This window comes from Paraburkholderia sp. RL17-347-BIC-D (assembly GCF_046027915.1).
Classification (GTDB): domain Bacteria; phylum Pseudomonadota; class Gammaproteobacteria; order Burkholderiales; family Burkholderiaceae; genus Paraburkholderia.
In genome coordinates this window covers 1-20,678 of record NZ_JARESS010000012.1, presented here as the reverse complement: position 1 = coordinate 20,678, position 20,678 = coordinate 1, and the positions used below count along the sequence as shown (strand labels likewise).

The window sequence follows — 20,678 nt, the reverse complement described above, 5'->3', positions numbered from 1 at the left end:
CTCGTCAGCCCAGGAGGCCGATCATGAATCACGCTTCGGTTGAGTCCCAGCCCAGCGCGCACACCGCTCGTGTTGCCGCGATCCATCCCGACGACGCCCACCTGAGCGCGTACAACGCCGCCTTCAGCGACCTCGGCCTGCGCTTCCGCTGGGATCGCGCCACGCTCGACGTACTCCAGGAATTCAACAGCGAGGCGGCTCGAATTACTGCCTACATCGAGCGGTTTCACGCCCATCTGCACCGTGCCTACGACGCCGACTTTCTCGCTCAAATGATTCTGCACAAGAAGGCTCGGTACTTCAGCGAGTTCGCCGCGACGGGCGACTGAGGACGTCGGCGCGATCACGATCCCGCGACGCGTTGTCGTGCCTACCATTCGACGCCTGTGTGCATTCATGGCGTGCGCCGTGTCGTAGCGCGAGCCGGCCGGTGGCCGGCGCACACACGTTGCCGCCGTTCCGCATTCACGCCATGGCTTCCATTTCGACGATGCGGGTAAGCTGCCGTGCGCACCTTACCTTGCGCTACGTCGCGCAGCGTCCAGGCCTGGTCCTCTCCACCGTGCCATTCGATTCGTGCCAACAGGCCGCGCTTGCCCATCGTCAAGCTATGGCAACGCGCGGCAAAGGCAAGCTCGCTTGAATCGTGGCCATGCTCGTGGCCGCTGGAATACTCGCGGCTGAGCATCCGATGCACACCCATCGCACAAGCCAGCGCGCTCATCGCGAGTAGCGAGGCGAGCCCGAATGGCTGCGCATGTTCCGTGACGAATCCGTAGCCGAGCCACCCGCACAGCAACAGCGCAAGCAGGTTGACGATGCCGTGCCCCGGCCGCACCGCCGCGCCGAGTTGCAACGCACCGCGCAGTTTGCAGAACGCAATAGCCGAGGTGGCAAAGATCAGCGCGCCGATGAACACGGCGACATAGAGTTCGACGCGCTCGACATTCGCCTGCGCCGCCGACGACAGATAACGCGCGAAGCCGCCCGACATGACAGCGAGCCCCATGCTGCTGCCCAACAGCGCAACGAGGCGCGGGCGCCGTGTCAGATTGCGCCGGCGCACCAGCCACGCGCCGAGCACCGCGCCCGCCACCGCTGCTCCGACCACGCCGTTGCTCGCGCCCATGCCGGCCGCGAAAAGGCCCGCGAGCGCGACGGCCAATGCACCGGCGTGCCAGTCAGGCCGGCGCCTCGGTCGCCGTTCGAGCGGCAGTTGCCCGACCGCGGCAAGCGCAACGGCCAGCACGGAAGCCAACACCACAGCCAGCGAACACCACACGGTACTGTCATACGCTAGCGGCATGCGCGCTTCTCCGTGTCGGAATACATGGGCGCGATGCCAACGCATCGCGCAATCGGTCAACCGTTCAGACAGCGCCTGCCACCATCGGCGCCGCGCCCTCCGCGGCGACCGCGCGCGCGGCGCCCAAGGTATTGCTCAGCGTTCCGATCCCGTCGACCGTGATCGACACCGTCGCGCCATCCTTGATTGAGCCGACGCCGACCGACGTCCCGCACGCGATCACGTCGCCCGGCTCGAGCGCGAGATCCTGCGAGATCAGACTCACCTGCTCGGCGGGCGAGAAAACCATGTCGTCGAGCGGATAGTTCTGCCGCTCGACGCCATCGAGCATCGTGACAAGATGCGCTTGCTGCCAGTCGAAACCGGAGACGATCGCCGGTCCGATACAGCAGAACGTATCGAAGCCCTTCGCCCGGCACCATTGCGGAAAGTGCGGATTTTCGTTCAGCAGATCGGCGGCAGTCACGTCGTTGACGAGCGTGTAGCCGAAAATCGCTTCGGCCGCCTCCTCGACACTTGCATCGCGGCAGCGCCGTCCAATCACAATGCCGAGTTCGCCTTCATAGGCGATCTTGCCCGCATAGCTGAGCGGCCGCCTGATCGGCTCACCCGAGCCGATCACCGAACCCGCCGGCTTCAACAGGAAAAGCGGGTGCGCCGGCACGGGCTTGTCGAGCTTCGCCGCCAGCGCGTGAAAGTTGTTCCATAACGCGACGACCTTGCCGGGCGCGCACGGCGCGAGCGGCGTCAGTGCGCGCGTCGACAGCACGGCGCCAGTCGGCACCGGGTGCTCCAGACCTTCGTATTCGTGCAGATAGCCGCCTTCCACACGGCCGAACACGACGCCGCCGTCGCTCGACATGAACCGCATCCATGTATCCATTCATCGCTCCGTATTTGCCTGGATCAGGCCTAGATCGCGCCGGCAGTGCGCAATGCACTGACCTGCTCAGGCGAATAGCCGAGTTCGGCCATGACTTCGTCGGTATGTTCACCGAGCAACGGTGAGCGCGTGACCTCGGTCGGACTATCGGACAGTTTGATAGGATTACCAACCGTCAGATACTTGCCGCGAGTCGGGTGATCCACTTCGACAATCGTGCCGGTTTTGCGCAACGACGGTTCCTCGGCGATTTCCTTCATCGACAGAATCGGTCCGCACGGAATGTCGTACTTGTTGAGAATCTGCATGGCCTCGAACTTGGTCTTCGTCATGGTCCAGCGCTCGATCTCGGCGAAGATATCCTTCAGGTGCGGCAGACGCGCGGCGGGCGTCGCGTAGTTGGGATCCGTGGCCCACTCCTCCTTGCCGATCACGTTGCAGATCTTGGCCCACACCGGCGCCTGCGTGATGAAGTAGATATACGCGTTGGGGTCCGTCTCCCAGCCCTTACATTTCAGGATCCAGCCCGGCTGACCGCCGCCCGACGCATTGCCCGCGCGCGGCACCGCCTCACCGAACTCTCCGTTCGGATATTGCGGATACTCTTTCATCACGCCGGTGCGTTCGAGCCGCTGCTGATCGCGCAGCTTCACGCGGCACAGATTGAGCACGCCGTCCTGCATCGCGGCGAGTACGCGCTGACCGCGTCCGCTGTGCGTGCGCTGATAAAGCGCCGTGACGATGCCGAGCGCCAGATGCAAGCCGGTCCCGCTGTCGCCGATCTGCGCGCCCGTTACGACAGGCGGGCCGTCGTCGAAGCCGGTGGTCGAAGCCGCACCGCCCGCGCATTGCGCGACGTTCTCGTAGACCTTGCAGTCCTCGTACGGCCCAGGACCGAAGCCCTTCACCGACGCGACGATCATGCGCGGATTCAACTCCTGAATCCGCTCCCACGTGAAGCCCATGCGGTCCAGCGCGCCCGGCGCGAAGTTCTCCACCAGCACGTCGCATTTCTGGATCAGCGCTTCGAGCACCTGCTTGCCTTCAGGATTCTTCGTATCGATCGTGACGGAACGCTTGTTGTGGTTGAGCATCGTGAAGTAGAGGCTGTCCACGTCGGGAATATCGCGCAACTGCTCACGCGTGATGTCGCCCGCGCCCGCCCGCTCCACCTTGATCACATCCGCGCCGAACCATGCAAGCAGCTGCGTGCAGGTGGGCCCGGATTGCACATGCGTGAAGTCGAGAATGCGCACACCGTCGAGTGCTTTGCTCATGTCCTGTCTCCTGAAGGGTGGCTCATTGGTATGTGGTCTGGTTGCGGGTCCCCAGCGCGTACTGGCTCGGGTCAGCGCAGATGCTCACGACCGCCGGGCGGCCGGTGCGATGGGTCGCTTTGAGGGCAGCGCGCGGCAAGGCGCTGGCGGTGCGCACCTCCTGCTCGAGCGTGAGCACGCGCATCGTGTCCGTGGCTGGGTGCAGGGATGACACAACTGCAGACATAGTCGGCTCCTGGGTCAATCGGTTACGCAAAGGGTTATCGGTGAACTCGCCCGCTTCGAACAGTCTCGACCTTGCACTCCACTCAGCTGGACCATACCGTATGTGATATATCAGATTCAATCAATCGGGATTTCCAGATGCTCGTGGCTCGTGTTCTGCTGCTTTTGCTTGTCTGCTAAGGGTTACGAGGAAAAGTGCCGATGCCGTCGCCTCGATTCGAGGGAAAACACCGAGGCCGGTTGTTGTCTCGCATCGTTTGATATATCACATACCATATTTCTAAGACCGTCAAGCGAGGTTTATCCCGCATCGCTCGCGCGGCCCCACGCCACGTTGGTTTAACGGCAAACAAAAAAGGCCCGCGGTGTCTCCACCGCGGGCCCTTCTTGTTCAACTTGCCAATCAGACGCCCCTTGGGCCGCCAGCCATCAGTCCAGAAAATCGCAATTCGCCTCGACGAAGGCGGCCAGATCCAGCGAATGCTGACGCGTGAGACGCTCGGCCAGTTCGGTATCCCGCTGCTCCAGCGCCTCGATAATGCGCAGATGATCGACGATCGAGCGCGACGCGCGGTCGCTCTGCGAAATGGTCATGCGGCGAATCGCGCGCACGTGGATAAAGATGTTCTTGATCGTGTCGAGAATGATCTGCGACTTGGACAACTCGACGATTGCCTGGTGAAACGCGATATTGGCGTCCGAATACTCGGCGATGTGCTCAGCCGGCGTGGCGTCGCGGAAGTTGTCGAACATGTGGCGCAGACGGGCGATTTCCTCGTCCGTGGCGTGCAGGGTGGCAAGACGCGCCGCCATGCTTTCGAGCGCGGCCCACATCTGGATCATCTCGACGATTTCGCGCTTGCTCTTGCGCACGATATAGATGCCGCGCCGCGGCACCATGCGCAAAAAACCTTCCTGTTCGAGCAGCGTCATGGCCTCGCGCACCGGCGTGCGGCTGACGCCGAGCGACTCGCTCAGCACCCGCTCGTCGAGACGGATTTCTTCGCGGTTCTGATAGATGTCCGCGTCGGCAATGGCCTGGCGGAGCATCGCATACGCCTGATCGCGCAAGCTCGCGCTCGCGCCGATCGGCTGCAATGACAACGTCAACGGTGTGGCCACTGTTTCAGTTTGAAGTTCTGACGACATTCATCGCCTCTTGTTTAACATGCGCACGATACGGTGTTGCCACTGCCACGCGTTGCTCGCCCAGACCGACAAAGCGGCCATGTTGCGCTGCAAGCTGGGCGACCGGCCGCGGAATCCAGCGGGTCAACAGCACAGTGGCGGCAGAGCCCAAACCAACAACAGCAGCGGCGAACAGCGAAAGAGGAACAAATTCCATTTGTAACTCCGAATGATTGAGTGAAGGAATGACTCAATCATATGCTGCATTGCCGCAAAAATCAATATTCCGTATGTAGTATATCAATAACTGTTGTTTTCAGGATTACATCCTCACGGTAGCACGGGCTGCTTCCCGGTGGTTCATCGCCATGCACGAACGCATGGCGCTCGGTGTAAACGCGCAAAACGCGCGCTATTCGCGCAGTCGCGTCCGATGATCGCGCAATTTCTATCGGATGCGGATTGTGGGATCGACTCCGCATCATTAACCTTCGCACATCCTGCAATTGATCGCGAGCGGCCACAGCCCAGTGTCCGCCGCCCGCCCCTAGCAGCCCGAGAGTTTTAAGGAGACATTGTCATGAGTACCACCATCCCGACGGCCGCTACGGTCGACAACCGCAAGGCGCGCAGCCAGGCCCGCCAGGCGGCGCTCGGCAGCTTCGTCGGCGCCGTGGTCGACTGGTACGACTTCCTGCTGTACGGCATCGTCGCCGCGCTCGTTTTCAACTCCGAGTTTTTCCCAAAAGTCAGCCCGGCGATGGGCACGCTGGCCGCGTTCGCCACCTTCGGCGTCGGCTTTCTGTTCCGTCCGCTCGGCGGCTTCGTGTTCGGACACTACGGCGACCGGCTCGGACGCAAGCGCATGCTGGTGCTCACGGTGATGATGATGGGTCTGTCGACCGCCGCGATCGGCCTGCTGCCGTCGTTCTCCGCCATCGGCTGGTGGGCGCCGGTGCTGCTCGTGACCCTGCGCGCGATCCAGGGCTTCGCGGTGGGCGGCGAATGGGGCGGCGCGGCATTGATGGCGGTCGAAAGCGCGCCGGAGAAGAAGAAAGCGTTCTATAGCAGCGGCGTGCAAGTCGGCTACGGCGTGGGCCTCGTACTCTCGACCGGACTGGTCGCGCTGATCAGCCGTTCGATGGACAACGCCTCGTTCCTGAGTTGGGGCTGGCGCCTGCCCTTCCTGTTCAGCGTGGTGCTGGTGCTGATCGCGCTGTGGATCCGCTCGAGCATGGAAGAGTCGAAAGAGTTCGTCGAGAAAGTCGGCAAGCACGGTGAGCGCAGCGTGCGACTGCCGATCGTCGAAGCCTTGCTGCGCCACCCGAAGGCGTTCCTGCTGATCATCGCACTGCGTCTGGCCGAGTTGTTCACGATGTATATCGTGACCGCATTCGCACTGAACTACTCGACGGCCAATCTGCATATGCCGCGCGAGTTCTTCCTCACCATCGGTCTGTTGGTGGGCGCGCTGAGTTGCGTGACGATCCCGTGCTTCGCGTTGCTGGCAGACCGTTTCGGCCGCCGCCGCGTGTATATCGTCGGCGCGCTGGTCGGCATGCTGAGCGCGGTGCCGTTCTTCCTCGCGCTCGAAGCACGCTCGACGGTGTGGATCGTGGTGTTCGCCGTCATGCTCGCCAACATCGCGCACGACATGGTGGTGAGCGTCCAGCAGCCCATGTTCACCGAACTCTTCGGCACCGAGTACCGTTACAGCGGCGCGGGCGTGGGTTATCAGGTGGCGAGCGTGGTCGGCGGCGGCTTCACGCCGTTCATCGCGGTGGCGCTGGTCAGCTTTGCCGGCGGCTCGTGGCATCCGGTGGCGGCGTATCTGGCCGTCGGCTGCCTGATCTCGGTGCTCGTGGCGGCCAAGATGAAGACCGGGCGCACCGTCGACTGAGTTTCCCTCGATCACTGATAAGCGGGCCGGCGTGGCGAAAGATGCCATTGCCGGCCCGCTTTGCTTTGAGCGTTCGGTAGCTTATTCCGGACAGCCTCATTGCCAAGCCGCGATTCGACAAATTACGGTCGTGTTTCACCAGGCAAACACCTTATGTATTTGCATCTCATATTGCCAAGGGCTTGATCGCGCCCTATCGTTCGACGAAGCTGATTTTGGCGCGAATTCGTGCACACCATATGCACCTTAATTACATATATCGACGGCACCAAAAACCACAATTTTTACGCCGCGAGACCTAAAGCATTGGTGTGAAGCGCCGATAACAACTAATTCGTCACCCCGGAGACCGACCATGAGCAGTATCACCGAGCCTAGCGGGAATTCAGGCTCCGCCCCCTTCTTTTCCAAACAGGCCACCGTTGCGAAGCCAGGTTTTTCGCGCTGGATGGTTCCGCCTGCGGCCCTTGCCGTCCACCTCTGTATCGGCCAGGCGTATGCCTTCTCGGTGTTCAACGGCCCGCTGACCAAGGTCATCGGCATTACGCAATCCAGCGCGGATGACTGGTCGCTGACGTCGCTCGGCTGGATCTTTTCGCTGGCGATCGTGTTCCTCGGTTTGTCGGCGGCCTTCGCCGGCAAGTGGCTCGAACGCGTCGGCCCGCGCCGCACGATGTTTACCGCCGCATGCTGCTTCGGCGGCGGCTTCCTGGTTTCGGCGCTCGGCGTGTATCTGCATCAGATCGTGCTGCTCTATCTCGGCTACGGTGTGATCGGCGGAATCGGGCTGGGCCTCGGCTACGTGTCGCCGGTGTCCACGCTGATCCGCTGGTTCCCGGATCGCCGCGGCATGGCGACCGGCATGGCGATCATGGGCTTCGGCGGCGGCGCGATGATCGCCGCGCCGTTGTCGGTGGCGTTGATGAACCACTTCCGCAGCGCAAGCAGCATCGGCGTGGCTGAGACGTTCGTCGTGCTCGGCATCGCCTACTTCATCTCGATGACGATTGGCGCACTCGCGATCCGCGTGCCGCCGGCGGACTGGAAGCCGGCCGGCTGGACGCCGGGCGCCACCAGCCAGAGCAAGATGATCTCGCGCAACCATGTGCATATCGATCAGGCGTTGAAGACGCCGCAGTTCTATCTGATCTGGCTCGTGCTGTTCCTGAACGTGACGGCCGGCATCGGCATTCTCGGCCAGGCCTCGGTGATGATTCAGGAGAGCTTCAAGGACACGGTGTCGGCAGCCGCGGCAGCCGGTTTCGTTGGCCTGCTGTCGCTCTTCAACATGGGCGGCCGTTTCGTGTGGGCGTCGGCGTCGGACTGGATCGGCCGCAAGAACACCTACTTCATCTTCTTCGCGCTCGGCGCGGTGCTGTATTACCTCGTGCCGGGCTTCGCTGCGTCCGGTCACATCGCTCTCTTCGTGCTCGCCTACTGCGTGATCCTGACGATGTACGGCGGCGGCTTTTCCACCGTGCCGGCCTATCTCGCAGACATGTTCGGCACGGCGTTCGTCGGCGGCATTCACGGCCGTCTGCTGACGGCGTGGGCCGCGGCGGGCGTCGCCGGTCCGGTGCTGGTGAACTACATTCGCGCCTATGAAGTCGCGCAAGGCGTCGCCAAGGCGGACGCCTACACGATGACCGTTCACATCATGGCCGTGCTGCTTGTAGTCGGCTTCGTCTGCAACCTGCTGGTCAAGCGCGTGGACGACAAGCACCACATGACCGACGCACAACTCGCCAAAGGCGCTTAAGGAGACTCGCATGTCGACCGTTCAAGCAGGGAATCAGACCAGCAAGGCCAAACTCGCCGTCTTCTGGCTGTATGTGACGCTGCCGCTGGCATGGGGCGTCGTCAATACGCTCTCGCAGGCGATGAAGCTCTTCAAGTAAATGTCGTACGGCAACCCCGCGCGTTCAGCGCGCGGGGTGCTTGCAGCGAGCATGACTCGCTGACTGTCTACCGATGCATGTCAAACGCGCCGATCTCCCGTCTCCCTGTTTCCATTGAGACGCCGCGCCGGCCGTGAGCGCGGTCGTGGCGGAATTGATGCCCGCGCCGCTCGGGTGCGGCGAATGACCTCCCTTGCGTTACCACTGGTAGGCCGCACCGGCACCCACTGTCGTCGTGGCTGAGCTAATGCCGGCACCCAGCTTCACTTTCAGGTTCTGCGTGACACGCGCCGACACGCCGACCGCTACGGCCTGATAACCCTTATACCCGGCCGTTCCGACACCGATCGCGAGATTTTTGGTCGCGTCCACTTCCGGCACCATGGTCAATGCAATAGCGGACGCCGTCCCGGTGTAGGCGGCGCGTGCAATGTTGCTCAGGCCGCCCTGGAACTGCTGCATATTCACTGCATCGGTGGGCGTCTGGCCTGCCGCGACGTTGGTGATGCGGCGCTCGCTGCCGGACGAGCCGACAGACACCGTGTTCGTCACATCGGCTACCGACCCCTCGCCGATCGCCACCGAGTTCGGCGCGGACGCTTTGGCGCCGCCGCCAATCGCCACCGAACCGTTGCCGATCGCCTGAGCCGCGTTACCCGAACTGCTGACGGCGACATAGGGACTGCCGGTGGTCTGACTGTTCTGCACCACGTTGATCTGCTGACTAAGACTGCTGACAGTCTGATTGGTGTTCCAGAGTTGAGCACCGGTCACTGCATCGGTGCTGGTGGCCGATAGCGTGCCGTCCTGCAGATTGGTCAGTTGTACTTTCGGCGCATTGGCCGCCGTGCCGCCTAGCGTGATCCTGTCATGCGCCGAACTGTCGTACTGCACCGCATTCGCGACCGCCCCGCCAAGGTTGCCAACGGTGGTCTGCAGACCGGCAATGTCGCTGCTGTTCTGCGTGACGCGGCCGTCCAGGTTGGTGATCGCGTTGCCGACGTTGTTCACGACCGTGCCGCCCACGCGATACGACGGCGCCGTCACCGAACCGTCCGCGTTGACGGTCGACCCGCCGCCGAGCGCCACCGCCGTGCCCGCCGACTGCGCATACAGTTGCGAACCGTTGACCGCGTCGCTGCTGGCCGGAGCGACCGCGCCGGCTGCCACGCCTGTGACGACGCGGTTGCCCGCCGTGCCGGCCAGGTTGATCAGATTGCCGTCCGTGATTGCACCGACATTGATGACACGCGACACCGGATCCTGCGTGATCATGCCAATGCCGCCGGTCGCCATGTTCTGCTGCAAGGTGGTGAGGCCGTTGTCGAGCGAGCCGAGCGCGTCGCCGACGGTGGTTTGTGTGCCGCCCTGCATGTGATAGCTCGGGCCGGTCACAGAACCATCGGCGTTGATCTGGGCGCCGCCGCCCAACGCGGCCACCATCGGTTTGAACTGGCCGAGATTGACCGCGGATGCATCGGTGGTGCCCGCCGCAATCCCGGTCAGCTCGCGTGCGCCGCCGGTACCGGTGAAATCGACGCGGGCGCCATCCGTGCCTTTCGCCACGGTGAGAATACGCGACGTCTGATCCTGCTGAACGAGCCCGATCTCGCCATTGGTGATCTGGTTGGTGATGTTGCTCACGTCGCCTTCGATCGTCGTGGTGCGCCGATCGAGATTACTGATGTTCGTCGTGTTATCCGTGACGCGCTGGTCGAGATTGCTGATGTTCGTCGTGTTATCCGTAACGCGCTGATCGAGGTTCGTGATGCTGCCCGTGTTCTGCGCGACGGCCTGATTCGTGGTGAACAGCTGCGCGCCGTTGACGGCGTCCGAACTGTTGGCAGCGAGATTCGCGGCGCGCACGTTGGTGAGCCGAACCGGCGCGGCGGTGCCGCCCAACGTGACGGCGCTGTGTGAGCTCGAATCGTACTGGACAGAATCCGCGCTGGCCTGAGTACTGGTCGTGACGGCGGCCGCGAGCGCGGAGCCGACGTCGTTGTATATCTTCCCGCTGACTTTGTAGACAGGCTTTGCGATCGTTCCGTCAGCGGCAACGTCCGTGCCGCCTCCCAGTACGGCCGCCATGCCCTTCAACTGTGTGACGTTAGCGGCATCGTTACCCTGGATACCGGCTGCAACATTGGTGATCTGCCGTTGCAGCGCGGCATTGCCGACTGAGACGGTATTCGATCGGTCCGCGACGGAATCCGCACCGAGCGCTACGGAACCCGCTGCGGTAGCCTTCGAGCCGGAACCGAACGCGATCGCTTTCGCTGCGGCCGCCGTGATCCAGGCACCGCTGCCGGCTGCGATCGAGTCTACGGCGTCCGTCTGGACGTTTGTCCCGATAGCCACCGCGTTGACATTCTGAACGGCTGCCATGTAGCCGATTGCAACACCATTCTCGGCGAAATAGTTGGACGTCGCGCCGGCGCCCACCACCGTCGCATAAGGCGCCAACGCTGCTGCGCCCGCGCCGACCGCGGTCGTGTTGCTACGCGCAGCGCCGGAACTCGTACCGACTGCGAGCGCATTGTCGTCGATGGCCATCGCACCGACGCCAATCGCCATTGCGTTTTCTCCCCCCGACGCGGACGTCGTCAAAGCCGGCGTAGTGAACGAACTCACAGCAATGTATTGGGTGACCGGTACTGCGTCCGTCAACGCGGCGGCTCCCAGAGTCAGCGTTTTCGAACGGGCCACGCCGGATTCGGGCGGCTGGGAGACGGTCGTCAGCGTGTCGGCATCCCATTGGACAGGCGCATTCATGATCGGGTTGGGCGACTCCTCCGCCGCTCTCGCAGGCGAAGCCACCACCAGGACGCCAAACAGACTGGTTCCGGCGGCCATCAGCGCCCCGCGTACCGAAGCCCCTTTCGCACCGCGACTTTTCGCCACCTCGGACGCCGACGCGTATGTGCGGGTCGCGTTGTTCCATACGGTCCTATAAGACTTGTTCAACATTCCTCCCAATCTTTTTCTTAAAGCAGCGTACGCCAAGATTTTTCTTATGTCATCCTAACTATTAAAGAGAAATCAGTAAAAACTTGAGATGGCATTGCGCTTTCACTTGGCCGACAAAAGCGAAGCGCACAGTTTGCCGTCATGCCCCGATTACGCGGAATACGGCAAATTCTTAAAAGCTATTTTTTAGCTCGAATTAGCTCAAAGGCGTAGTCCATTTAAGACGCGAAATGCCAAACGTCTCAATGTGCACGGACTGTGTATTAGGCGGAATTAAGTGGAAGTTTTTGTTATTCTTAAATAAAGCATTGTTCAATTAAGAATTACCGCCCAAACCCTTAAACGGACAAACGCCGAATAACCCTATCACCCATCCACCGCCTGCAAGCGCATCGGAAAACTGATCTCGAAGATCGTCCCTTCGCCTTCCTGCGAGTCGAAACGAATTTCGCCCTCCAGCACCCGGCACAGTTCCTTGACGATCGCGAGGCCCAGGCCGGCGCCTGGAACGTCGTCATCGGCGGCGCGCTCGAACTCCTTGAACACGCGTTCCCGGTCCGACGCGCCGATGCCCACCCCGGTATCCGACACGCGCAGGCGCCAGCGATCGTCTTCCGCGGCCGTCATGCTCAATTCGACCTGACCGGCCTTCGTGTATTTGGCCGCGTTGGTCAACAGGTTGAGCGCGACCTGCTTGAGTTTGAGTCGATTGGAGACGACCATATCCAACGCCCCGTCGAAGGCAGTCAGAAGGCGCAGCCCTTTCGCTTCGATCGCGCTTTCGCACGAAATCACCAGTTCGTCGAACAGCTCGCGCAGCGCGAAGGTTTCCAGCACGAGGGGACTGTCGTCGCCGAGCACGACCGAGTATTCGACCAGTTCGTCGACCAGTGTTTTCATATCGGCTGCCTGACGGTTCGCGAGCGCGAGCGCGGTCTCGATCTTGGACGGCGCGCGACTGATCAGTTGCAGCGCCATCGAAAACACGTTGAGAAAGTTGCGCAAATCGTGCACGACGCTACGCGTGATCTGCATGCGCGACTCGTACAGATCGCCGACCAGCCGTTGCTTGAGCGTCAGTTCGTGATTCGCGCGTTCGAGGCGTCCGGTGTAGTCGTCGATCTTCCGGTCGCGCTCGTTGACGACCTCGCGGATCGAGGTCAGCGTGACAAAGCTGACGGCTTCGTCGATGAAATGCCGCGCCCGCTCCTCATGACGCCGCGTGAAATACGGCCGCGCTTCGCTGAATTCGACGATCGCGCCGGTCAGCATCTGCCGGAACAGATCGAGCTCGCGCACCAGTTCGTCGATCCGGTAGCCCTGCTTCCAGCGCAATTTGCCGTGCAGGCGCGCGTCGCGTTCGATCGCGCTCTCGACATGGTCGAGATCCTGGTTCTCCAGCACGCTGCAGATTTCGTCGAGGATGTTCGGGATGTGATCGGCCAGTTGCTCGTAGGTCAGCCGGTCGGATTCGGTCAATTCGGCGTCGTGAAAGACGGCCTTCATCCAGCGTTCGGTCAGATCGACCTGTTGCAGGCGCAACTGTGTGGCGAAAGCGGTAAGCGGCAGTACGTGCGAGTCCGTCATGTGCGAGACCTGGCGCCGCATGGCGGCGAAAATAGGTGTTCCGCGCCGGCTCCAAAGAACTGCTTTCGGAGCGTACCTAACGCGTCCGCATGGACTGCAAACCGCGCTCAGGAGGCAGAAGGTGAGCGCTTCACAAGCCGCCCGGGCGCCTCCAGTATGCGCGATTTACGGAATAAAAATTAACCAGGGTTAGGACGCGTCCGCAGTAGTGCGCCGCAAAGAAAGCCTCCGTGAGGGTCTCACAAAGAAAGTCCCCTCAAGAGCCGCCCGAACGTCTCCCCCTTGCGCGACCCGGCGCCACTGCTTCAGATCTTTTCGAACAACACGTCTTGCGCGCCTTCCCACAACACCTTGGTGCCGAGTTCGCGCAGCTTCTCCTTGCCTTCGACAATGGTCAGGAAGTGATTGCCCGCAAGTTGTCCCAGTTTGCTCGCGAAGCAGCACGAACCGTACGCGAGAATGATCTCGGTTTCGCTGTAGCCGCCGGGGTAGAACAGGATGTCGCCGACCGACGGATGGCTCGTGTGATTTTCGAAGCCGACCGCCGCGCCGTCGTTCTCGAGCTTGAAGTCGCCAAGCGGCACCCAGCAGCCTTCGCCGCTCCAGCGCACATGAATGATCTTCTGCCGGTACGGCAGGAGCTTCAGGAAGGCGGCCACGGTTTGCGGCGCGTCCGGATGGGTTTCGGCGGTAAAGACATGGCCACAGGAGGTGATTCGGAGTCGGGTCATCGCCAGGTTTCCAGTGTGAGGGTGAATGGAGTGGTCGGTCGGAGGTTTGACGCAAGGCGGAGCCAGGCCGTAGGCACATCATTCTGTCGTCCGATGCAAGGCTTCGACAGATACAGTTGCCGTTCGACTGGTCAGGCCAGTTGGACCAGTACTGTTTTCTTGTGCGAATACCGCCCGGCAAGCCACAACGGCACACGCATGCCAGGTCCAACCGCCCGAGCGCCACGAAAGTTCGTAGTTTGCAAGCCGCGCAATGCGCAGCACACTGCGCAAAGTGCGTGATTCCCCCAAGGCGGCTCATCGGACTGTACCTTCCGGCGACCCAACCCTGTCTGCCGTCAGAGACAGGGGCCGCAGCATTGCCCGGCGACGAAAGCGGCGAGGCTCCGAGTGTACTCATCGGACTGCCTCGAACCGTCCGCCGCCGTCCCGCGATTGCCGGGCTGACCAGCCGGCCACTTCCAGCCGCGCAATCCGTACTTCAGCCGCGCAGCCGGTAAGCGAGCGGCGTCACGCCGTAGTCACGCTTGAACTGCACGGAGAAATGACTGGCATTCTCGAAACCAACCGCGATCGCAATCTGCAGCACGGTCTGATCGGTGGCACGCAATAGCCGCGCCGCTTCCTCGAGCCGCAATCGCGATACGTACTGATGCGGCGTCTCGCCGGTCTCGCGGCGAAACACACGCGCAAAATGAAAGCTGCTTAACCCCGCCTGTGCGGCCAGTTCGCTGATCGCCAGATCCTCGGCGAGATTGGCGCGAATGTAATCGGTTACACGGCGGATCCGGCGCGGCACGAGGCGTTCCGGGCGCGCCAGCAATCCGGCCAACGCGGGGCGGCCGCGCGAATAGTGCTGCAACAGGTGCGCGGCGAGCGCGTGAACCAGCGCATCGACATACAGGCGCGAGTCGGCCGGATCGGCGGCGGCGCGATGCAATGCAGCAAGCATCGCGGCGATCAACGGATCACGAAACCGCATCGCGTCGCCGAGCGACAGCTCGCGGGAGCCGCCGAGCTCCATCTGATCGGCGACGCTGTCGATCAGGCTGCGCTCGATGTGCAAATGGACGGTCGACAGCGGCTCATCGCTGATCGAACGCCAGCGCCACGAGATCGGCGCGGGCGGCACGAACCAGACGTCGCCCATCCGCAGATCGGCGCTTTCCCAGCGCCCGTTCAGGTTGCGCTCGAGGTGCTCGGCGCCGCTCGCGAGGGTCATCAGCGTGAGGTCCTGCAAGCCGGGCGCTTCCAGCAGTTCCTGCTCGGCCGGTTCGAGATAGGAACGCAGCACCAGGTGCCGCCACGGGCGATCCACGCTCGACACCAGTTTCTGGCCCGCCATGTAGCGGTCGTAGGCGAGCGTCGTTGTGAGTTTTGGAATTCGTGCCATCACGTCCATTCCCAGGGAGGTGCCATATGAAGAGTGAACCCTGCCATACCCGCGTTGCCAATCCGCTGTCGGAGCAAGAACTCAAAAATGATAGCAAGGAACCGGCTACCGCAATTTTTGGAAATAGCTAATCATTCAGGTTGTCGTCTTTCACGCGTTTCGAACGCCGGAGCTACCGTTTCATGGAACACGAATGCGATACGCTGCCGCATTGGCTGACCGGCTCGCCGCAAGGTGAAGCCGGGCACGCGTCGGCAGCATACAACTCGGCGGTTACCGCCCAACCGGCTTACCCGGCCGGCACGCGGCAACTCGAGAAATCAGCCCACGCGGCTGAAGCATCCAGGGCATCCAGCCGCACCGCAACAGGCGTGGCGCCCACAGGTTTTCTCACACTCTTCACCGAGGAGGAGATCGGCACACCCTCGCCCGCGGCGCGCCGCGCCGCACCGGTCATCAGTCCGCTGGTGCGTTTTGGCAGCGCGCAGGACCGCATCGAATTCGTGCGGCAGCGCATCAAGCAACTCGGCTTCGACTCTTTCAGCTATTCGGCCACGCGCACGTCGGCGCATCACAAGACGATGTTCGTGCTGACCAGCTACGAGTCGCAAAGCTGGCTCACGCGTTATTTCCGCGAGCGTTATTTCGAGCTCGACCCGCGCGTGGCACTCGCCTCGCCGACCGGCATGCCGTTCCTCTGGAATACGGCCGACATGCGCGCCGACCTGCCGCGTGCGCAAATGCGCAGCGAACGGCTCGGCGGGCTGATCGACTTGCTGGAGGCGACTGGGCGCAAAAGCGGCATTCTCACGCAGATGCCGCTCCCCGAGCCGGAGCTGAGCGCGAGCCTGTGCTTCAATTCGGAGATCGGCAATCCGCGCTGGATGACCGAATCGATCGTGGCCGAGACGCTGATGTTCGCGCACACGATCCATGAGTTCATCTGGACGCACGCGAAGAGCGTGATCGGCATCGCGCCCGCGCAGCAGCAGCGCGTCACGCTGAGCGAGTTGCAGCATGCGGTGCTGAAGGCGGTCGTGCAGGGTCAGCGGGACAAGGAGATTGCCTACTTCCTCGGGCTGTCGCCGCACAACGTCGACTACCACTTGCGCCGTCTGCGGCAGTTGTTCAACGTGCGCAACCGCGTGCAGTTGATCAACGTCGCGCAGGCGTATGTGACGTAAAGGCTGGCGTCGCGGCCGCCACGCCCGTTGGGGTGCCGGCCACGGCGCGATCTTCACGCACGCCTCACCCGGCCCTCAACCCTTTTCCTCACGCGGCTCACACGCCGCGCATCGTACGCAGGTTGACGTTCAAAAGACTGGCGGCTTGCCCGTGGCCCACGTGCCGATGATCTCTTCGATTGCGCTCGCCGCCGAGAGCAACGCCGCCTCGCCACGCGGCTTACCGACGATCTGGATACCGACAGGCAGCCCGCTCGCACTCATCCCGCACGGGATCGCCATGACCGGCATGCCGGTGAGCGTCAGTGCATAAGTGATCGCGAGCCAGTCGATGTAGGTCTCGAAGTGCTGGCCGACCGCGTCACGGACATCGCGTGCTTCGACCGGAAACGGCAGCACGATCGAGGCCGGACAGATCAGCACGTCATGGCGCTGCAGCAGCGCATTCAGCTTGTAGAAGAGTTCCGCGCGCGTGCGCTGTGCCGAACGCATCGCACGGTTGTCCAGTTGCAGACCGAACTCGATGTTCCAGATCACGTTGGGATTCAGCACGTCGCGGTGCTGCGCCAGCACGTCTTCGTAGTTCGTCGCGTAGGCAATGCCGCGCAGCGTGTGAAACGCCTGTGTCGCCGCGCTCAGGTCGAGATCGCTCTCCTCCACGCCGACGCCCGCCGCCGCGAGCCGATCCATCGTCTTGCGGCAGATCGCCAGGATTTCCGGCTCGACGGTGGCGATGCCGAGTCCTTCGCTGAATGCCACACGCGCTGGCCGTTGCGGCCGGCGCGCATGCTCGAGGAACGAGGTCGCCGGCTCACGCAGCGACAACGGCGCGCCGTCGACTTCGCCGCACATCGCGTCGAGCAGCAGCGCCGCGTCGGTCACGTTGCGCGCCATCGGTCCGTGAATGCCAAGTGTGTCGTAGGGATTGGCCACCGGGCCGTACGAGACGCGACCCGGCGTCGGACGCACGCCGACCACGCCGCAGAATGCAGACGGCGTGCGCAGCGATCCGGCCAGATCGGAGCCCTGCGCGACCCACGCGGTGCCTGACGCCAGCGCGGCCGCCGCGCCGCCGGACGAGCCGCCAGCCGAACGCGACAGGTTCCACGGATTGCGCGTCACGCCGAACACGCTGTTATACGTATGGCCGCCGGAGCCGAACTCCGGCGTGTTGGATTTTGCGTAGACCACGCCGCCGTGCGCTTCGAGCAAGGTCACGCCGGCATCCGACGTTTCCGGCACACGGTCGCGGTAGACCAGCGAACCGCGTGTGGTGCGCACGCCCGCCACGTCGGTCAGATCCTTGATCGGCACCGGCAGGCCGCACAGCAAGCCGCGCTCGGCCACGGGCTTCTTCAGCAGCGCATCGGCATGCGCGTGCGCACGCTCGAAACAGAGCGTGGGCAGCGCGTTGACCTGCGGTTCGACGCGCGCCACCTGCGCGGCGAGCGTGTCGAGCAGGTCGTGCGGACTCACCGCTTCCTCACGCAACAGATCGACGACTTCGCACGCGCTTCGCTCAATCAGACTCAGGTCGACGGACATAATGGCTATCGGCTCCGTGTTGGGGGTGTCCGTGAGTTTCGCATGACGCGCGGCCTATCAGGTCTTGAGCCGATAACCGGTCTTGAAGATCCACGCAACGATCAACAAAAACACCGCCAGAAAAAGCGCGGTCATGCCAAGGCTCACCTCGATATTCACATCGGCGAGACCATAAAAGCTCCAGCGAAATCCGCTCACCAGATAGACGATTGGGTTGAACAGCGTCACGACCCTCCAGAACGGCGGCAGCATATTGACCGCATAGAAACTGCCGCCGAGAAAAGTCAGCGGCGTGATGATCAGGAGCGGCACGAGCTGCAGCTTCTCGAAGCTATCCGCCCAGATGCCGATAATAAAACCGAGCAGACTGAACGTGACCGCCGTGAGCACGAGAAACAGGATCATCCAGAACGGATGCTGCACTTGCAGCGGCACGAACAAGCCCGCGGTCGCGAGAATGATCAGCCCGAGCAGAATCGATTTGGTGGCCGCCGCGCCCACGTAACTCACGACGATTTCCAGATACGACACCGGCGCCGACAACAACTCGTAAATGGTGCCCGTAAAGCGCGGAAAGTAAATCCCGAACGACGCATTCGAAATGCTTTGCGACAACAGCGACAGCATGATCAAACCCGGCACGATGAACGCGCCGTAACTGATACCGTCCACTTCCTTGATGCGCGAACCGATCGCCGCGCCGAACACGACGAAGTAAAGCGAAGTCGAAATCACCGGCGCGATGATGCTCTGCATCAGCGTGCGCCAGGTGCGCGCCATCTCGAACTTGTAGATCGCGCGAATTGCGTAGATATTCATTGGTCACCTCGGAGCAGACTGACGAAGATGTCTTCGAGCGAACTTTGCGTGGTGTGCAGGTCCTTGAAGCGGATGCCGGCATCGTCGAGCGCCTTGAGCAGCGCGATGATGTCGGTGCGGCCGCCCTCGCCTTCGTAGGTGTAGATCAGCTCGGTGCCGCCCTTCGCGACGTCGAGCCCATAGCCGGTCAGCGAGACCGGCACTTGCGCGAGCGGGCTCTCCAGTTGCAGGGTCAGTTGCTTCTTGCCGAGCTTGCGCATCAGCTCCGTTTTCTCTTCCACCAGCATGATCTCACCGCCGCTGATCACGCCGATGCGGTCGGCCATTTCCTCGGCCTCGTCGATATAGTGCGTGGTGAGGATGATCGTCACGCCGCTCTCGGCGAGCGAGCGCACCAGCTTCCACATGTCGCGGCGCAACTCCACGTCCACGCCGGCGGTCGGTTCGTCGAGGAACAGCACACGCGGTTCGTGCGAGAGCGCCTTGGCGATCAGCACACGCCGCTTCATGCCGCCCGAGAGCGTGATGATCTTGCTATCGCGCTTTTCCCACAGCGACAGGTCGCGCAACACCTTTTCGACGTAGGCCGGGTTTTTCGGCTTGCCAAACAGTCCGCGGCTGAACGAGACGGTCGCCCAGACGGTTTCGAACGAGTCGGTGGTCAACTCCTGCGGCACGAGGCCGATCAGCGAGCGCGCGCCGCGATAGTCGGTCGCGATGTCGCGGCCGTCCACCGTCACGCTGCCAACGCTTGCGTTGACTATGCCGCAGATGATGCTGATGAGGGTCGTTTTGCCCGCGCCGTTCGGACCGAGCAAAGCGAAGATTTCCCCGCGGTTGATGGCCAGATTGATGTTTTTGAGTGCATGAAAACCGGTGGCATAGGTTTTCGACAGGTTCGTGACTGAGACGATTGGCTGCATGGAATCGACGATGGCAGACACCGTTGTTTGATTGGAGGGAGCGATGCTAAAGCGCCACCGCACCCGCAATGTAATGGAAAGTGCGAAAGCGTGCAGCGCATCCCGGCAGCGCACCGAAACCACGTGGGGTCGAGGTGGACGAAAGGCGGGCCGCAACGGCATGGCAAGACGCGCACGCTGAATCTGTTTCGCTGCACTGCAAAATAGTTCGGTTTCCATATCGGTTTGATCACGCGACACCGGGAACGCCCCATGCTCGATCACCGGCATGCTGCCGCGGCCCCATGTTCGCGCGGAACACGCTCAAGCGAGGCACACCGCTTGCGGCAGTCCATGCATGTGAGCGACAGGCGCTTGCGTGACATCAAACCGACTCTATGGAGGTGAACCATGAAACGCATTACCAAGACAATTTTCGCTTCGGCGCTCGTGATGGCACTGTCGGGCGGCGCTTATGCGCAGGCTGGCGGTGGCGCCGGTGGCGGCGGAGGTGCGGGCGGCGGAGGTGCGGGCGGTGGCGGTACCGGCGTGGGCGCGGGCGGCGGCACCACCGGTGGCGCGGGCGGGACCGCAGCGCCCGGCGTCGGCGCCGGATCGATGAAGAGCCCGAGCGATTCGGGCTACGGTTCGCCGGGCGTGACCGGCACCGGCGGTGGCTTGGGGACGGGCACCGGCGCGACGCCGAATAGCCCATCGATGAACCGATCGAACAGCGGCATGGGTAACGGCATGAACAACGGCACGCGCGGCGGCACCGGTAATGGCCTGAATAACGGAACCGGCGGCACGATGCAAAACGGCCAGTAAAACACGGCTGCTAACACATTGAGTCACTCGGTTCGAACCGGGGCGGGGGGGGGGGGGGGGGGGGGGGCCGCGCGCGCGGGGGGGGGGGGGGGGGGGGGGGGGAAA

At 62.7% G+C, this 20,678-nt stretch carries 19 protein-coding genes; 6 read left to right on the top strand and 13 right to left on the bottom strand.

Annotated elements, in window-relative coordinates; genetic code table 11:
- Positions 1-23 precede the first annotated feature (23 nt).
- On the top strand, positions 24-329 hold the full coding sequence (locus tag P0D96_RS17960; protein WP_408176941.1) for a hypothetical protein: 306 nt from the start codon (positions 24-26) through the stop codon (positions 327-329).
- A 65-nt stretch (positions 330-394) separates the two neighbouring features.
- On the opposite strand, the gene P0D96_RS17955 is transcribed toward P0D96_RS17960, so the two are convergent.
- From P0D96_RS17955 to P0D96_RS17930, 6 genes are all read right to left on the bottom strand, one after another.
- Positions 395-1,306, bottom strand: a complete 912-nt coding sequence (locus P0D96_RS17955) for an NAD(P)(+) transhydrogenase (Re/Si-specific) subunit beta (protein ID WP_408176940.1) — start codon at positions 1,304-1,306, stop codon at positions 395-397.
- A 64-nt stretch (positions 1,307-1,370) separates the two neighbouring features.
- The gene (locus tag P0D96_RS17950) at positions 1,371-2,189 is read right to left on the bottom strand and encodes a fumarylacetoacetate hydrolase family protein (protein WP_408176939.1); all 819 of its coding nucleotides are present in this window, start codon (positions 2,187-2,189) and stop codon (positions 1,371-1,373) included.
- A gap of 29 nt (positions 2,190-2,218) precedes the next feature.
- Complete coding sequence (frc, locus tag P0D96_RS17945; protein ID WP_106282483.1) at positions 2,219-3,466, bottom strand: formyl-CoA transferase; 1,248 nt, start codon at positions 3,464-3,466, stop codon at positions 2,219-2,221.
- 22 nt (positions 3,467-3,488) lie between these two features.
- Positions 3,489-3,692 (bottom strand): hypothetical protein, encoded by a 204-nt coding sequence (locus P0D96_RS17940; protein ID WP_408314611.1) that lies wholly within the window; start codon positions 3,690-3,692, stop codon positions 3,489-3,491.
- Positions 3,693-4,120: 428 nt separating this feature from the next.
- Positions 4,121-4,840: a GntR family transcriptional regulator gene (locus P0D96_RS17935; RefSeq protein ID WP_132382082.1), complete on the bottom strand. Its 720-nt coding sequence runs from the start codon at positions 4,838-4,840 to the stop codon at positions 4,121-4,123.
- Positions 4,818-5,036, bottom strand: coding sequence for a hypothetical protein (locus tag P0D96_RS17930; RefSeq protein WP_132382080.1), 219 nt, complete (start codon positions 5,034-5,036; stop codon positions 4,818-4,820). The genes P0D96_RS17935 and P0D96_RS17930 overlap by 23 nt, the downstream gene beginning before the upstream one ends.
- Before the next feature lie 363 nt (positions 5,037-5,399).
- On the opposite strand from P0D96_RS17930, the gene shiA reads away from it, so the two are divergent.
- From shiA to P0D96_RS17915, 3 genes are all read left to right on the top strand, one after another.
- Positions 5,400-6,719 (top strand): shikimate transporter, encoded by a 1,320-nt coding sequence (shiA, locus tag P0D96_RS17925; protein WP_408314609.1) that lies wholly within the window; start codon positions 5,400-5,402, stop codon positions 6,717-6,719.
- Positions 6,720-7,074: 355 nt separating this feature from the next.
- Positions 7,075-8,478, top strand: coding sequence for an L-lactate MFS transporter (locus P0D96_RS17920; protein ID WP_408314608.1), 1,404 nt, complete (start codon positions 7,075-7,077; stop codon positions 8,476-8,478).
- Positions 8,479-8,488: 10 nt separating this feature from the next.
- The gene (locus tag P0D96_RS17915; protein ID WP_408176934.1) at positions 8,489-8,617 is read left to right on the top strand and encodes an MFS transporter small subunit; all 129 of its coding nucleotides are present in this window, start codon (positions 8,489-8,491) and stop codon (positions 8,615-8,617) included.
- A gap of 198 nt (positions 8,618-8,815) precedes the next feature.
- Here P0D96_RS17915 and P0D96_RS17910 read toward each other — a convergent pair whose 3' ends face one another.
- The 4 genes from P0D96_RS17910 to P0D96_RS17895 form a co-directional block, all read right to left on the bottom strand.
- A complete protein-coding gene (locus tag P0D96_RS17910) occupies positions 8,816-11,584 on the bottom strand; it encodes a YadA-like family protein (protein ID WP_408314606.1) in 2,769 nt (922 codons plus the stop codon).
- 366 nt (positions 11,585-11,950) lie between these two features.
- Positions 11,951-13,171: a sensor histidine kinase gene (locus tag P0D96_RS17905; RefSeq protein ID WP_408314604.1), complete on the bottom strand. Its 1,221-nt coding sequence runs from the start codon at positions 13,169-13,171 to the stop codon at positions 11,951-11,953.
- Between the two features lie 305 nt (positions 13,172-13,476).
- Entirely contained in the window at positions 13,477-13,902 is a 426-nt protein-coding gene (locus tag P0D96_RS17900; RefSeq protein ID WP_132382068.1) for a DUF3830 family protein, read from the bottom strand.
- A 481-nt stretch (positions 13,903-14,383) separates the two neighbouring features.
- Positions 14,384-15,295, bottom strand: coding sequence for a helix-turn-helix domain-containing protein (locus tag P0D96_RS17895; protein WP_408314603.1), 912 nt, complete (start codon positions 15,293-15,295; stop codon positions 14,384-14,386).
- Between the two features lie 182 nt (positions 15,296-15,477).
- Between P0D96_RS17895 and P0D96_RS17890 the strand changes: the two genes are divergently transcribed.
- Positions 15,478-16,479, top strand: a complete 1,002-nt coding sequence (locus P0D96_RS17890; RefSeq protein WP_408314601.1) for a helix-turn-helix transcriptional regulator — start codon at positions 15,478-15,480, stop codon at positions 16,477-16,479.
- Between the two features lie 129 nt (positions 16,480-16,608).
- Here P0D96_RS17890 and P0D96_RS17885 read toward each other — a convergent pair whose 3' ends face one another.
- The 3 genes from P0D96_RS17885 to P0D96_RS17875 are packed head-to-tail and all read right to left on the bottom strand — an operon-like array spanning position 16,609 to position 19,766.
- Positions 16,609-18,024, bottom strand: coding sequence for an amidase (locus tag P0D96_RS17885; protein ID WP_408314600.1), 1,416 nt, complete (start codon positions 18,022-18,024; stop codon positions 16,609-16,611).
- Positions 18,025-18,081: 57 nt separating this feature from the next.
- Positions 18,082-18,843, bottom strand: coding sequence for an ABC transporter permease (locus tag P0D96_RS17880; protein WP_408250820.1), 762 nt, complete (start codon positions 18,841-18,843; stop codon positions 18,082-18,084).
- Complete coding sequence (locus P0D96_RS17875) at positions 18,840-19,766, bottom strand: ABC transporter ATP-binding protein (protein WP_132383256.1); 927 nt, start codon at positions 19,764-19,766, stop codon at positions 18,840-18,842. Before P0D96_RS17875 ends, P0D96_RS17880 begins: the two co-directional genes overlap by 4 nt.
- Positions 19,767-20,156: 390 nt before the next feature.
- Here P0D96_RS17875 and P0D96_RS17870 point away from each other — a divergent pair, with 390 nt between their 5' ends.
- The gene (locus tag P0D96_RS17870; protein ID WP_408314598.1) at positions 20,157-20,573 is read left to right on the top strand and encodes a hypothetical protein; all 417 of its coding nucleotides are present in this window, start codon (positions 20,157-20,159) and stop codon (positions 20,571-20,573) included.
- Positions 20,574-20,678: the final 105 nt, after the last annotated feature.

Excerpts from the sequence above, each read along its gene's own strand:
- P0D96_RS17960 (WP_408176941.1), top strand. The coding sequence starts at position 24 with ATGAATCACGCTTCGGTTGAGTCCCAGCCCAGCGCGCACACCGCTCGT.
- P0D96_RS17955 (WP_408176940.1), bottom strand. The coding sequence starts at position 1,306 with ATGCCGCTAGCGTATGACAGTACCGTGTGGTGTTCGCTGGCTGTGGTG.
- P0D96_RS17950 (WP_408176939.1), bottom strand. The coding sequence starts at position 2,189 with ATGGATACATGGATGCGGTTCATGTCGAGCGACGGCGGCGTCGTGTTC.
- frc (WP_106282483.1), bottom strand. The coding sequence starts at position 3,466 with ATGAGCAAAGCACTCGACGGTGTGCGCATTCTCGACTTCACGCATGTG.
- P0D96_RS17940 (WP_408314611.1), bottom strand. The coding sequence starts at position 3,692 with ATGTCTGCAGTTGTGTCATCCCTGCACCCAGCCACGGACACGATGCGC.
- P0D96_RS17935 (WP_132382082.1), bottom strand. The coding sequence starts at position 4,840 with ATGTCGTCAGAACTTCAAACTGAAACAGTGGCCACACCGTTGACGTTG.
- P0D96_RS17930 (WP_132382080.1), bottom strand. The coding sequence starts at position 5,036 with ATGGAATTTGTTCCTCTTTCGCTGTTCGCCGCTGCTGTTGTTGGTTTG.
- shiA (WP_408314609.1), top strand. The coding sequence starts at position 5,400 with ATGAGTACCACCATCCCGACGGCCGCTACGGTCGACAACCGCAAGGCG.
- P0D96_RS17920 (WP_408314608.1), top strand. The coding sequence starts at position 7,075 with ATGAGCAGTATCACCGAGCCTAGCGGGAATTCAGGCTCCGCCCCCTTC.
- P0D96_RS17915 (WP_408176934.1), top strand. The coding sequence starts at position 8,489 with ATGTCGACCGTTCAAGCAGGGAATCAGACCAGCAAGGCCAAACTCGCC.
- P0D96_RS17910 (WP_408314606.1), bottom strand. The coding sequence starts at position 11,584 with ATGTTGAACAAGTCTTATAGGACCGTATGGAACAACGCGACCCGCACA.
- P0D96_RS17905 (WP_408314604.1), bottom strand. The coding sequence starts at position 13,171 with ATGACGGACTCGCACGTACTGCCGCTTACCGCTTTCGCCACACAGTTG.
- P0D96_RS17900 (WP_132382068.1), bottom strand. The coding sequence starts at position 13,902 with ATGACCCGACTCCGAATCACCTCCTGTGGCCATGTCTTTACCGCCGAA.
- P0D96_RS17895 (WP_408314603.1), bottom strand. The coding sequence starts at position 15,295 with ATGGCACGAATTCCAAAACTCACAACGACGCTCGCCTACGACCGCTAC.
- P0D96_RS17890 (WP_408314601.1), top strand. The coding sequence starts at position 15,478 with ATGGAACACGAATGCGATACGCTGCCGCATTGGCTGACCGGCTCGCCG.
- P0D96_RS17885 (WP_408314600.1), bottom strand. The coding sequence starts at position 18,024 with ATGTCCGTCGACCTGAGTCTGATTGAGCGAAGCGCGTGCGAAGTCGTC.
- P0D96_RS17880 (WP_408250820.1), bottom strand. The coding sequence starts at position 18,843 with ATGAATATCTACGCAATTCGCGCGATCTACAAGTTCGAGATGGCGCGC.
- P0D96_RS17875 (WP_132383256.1), bottom strand. The coding sequence starts at position 19,766 with ATGCAGCCAATCGTCTCAGTCACGAACCTGTCGAAAACCTATGCCACC.
- P0D96_RS17870 (WP_408314598.1), top strand. The coding sequence starts at position 20,157 with ATGAAACGCATTACCAAGACAATTTTCGCTTCGGCGCTCGTGATGGCA.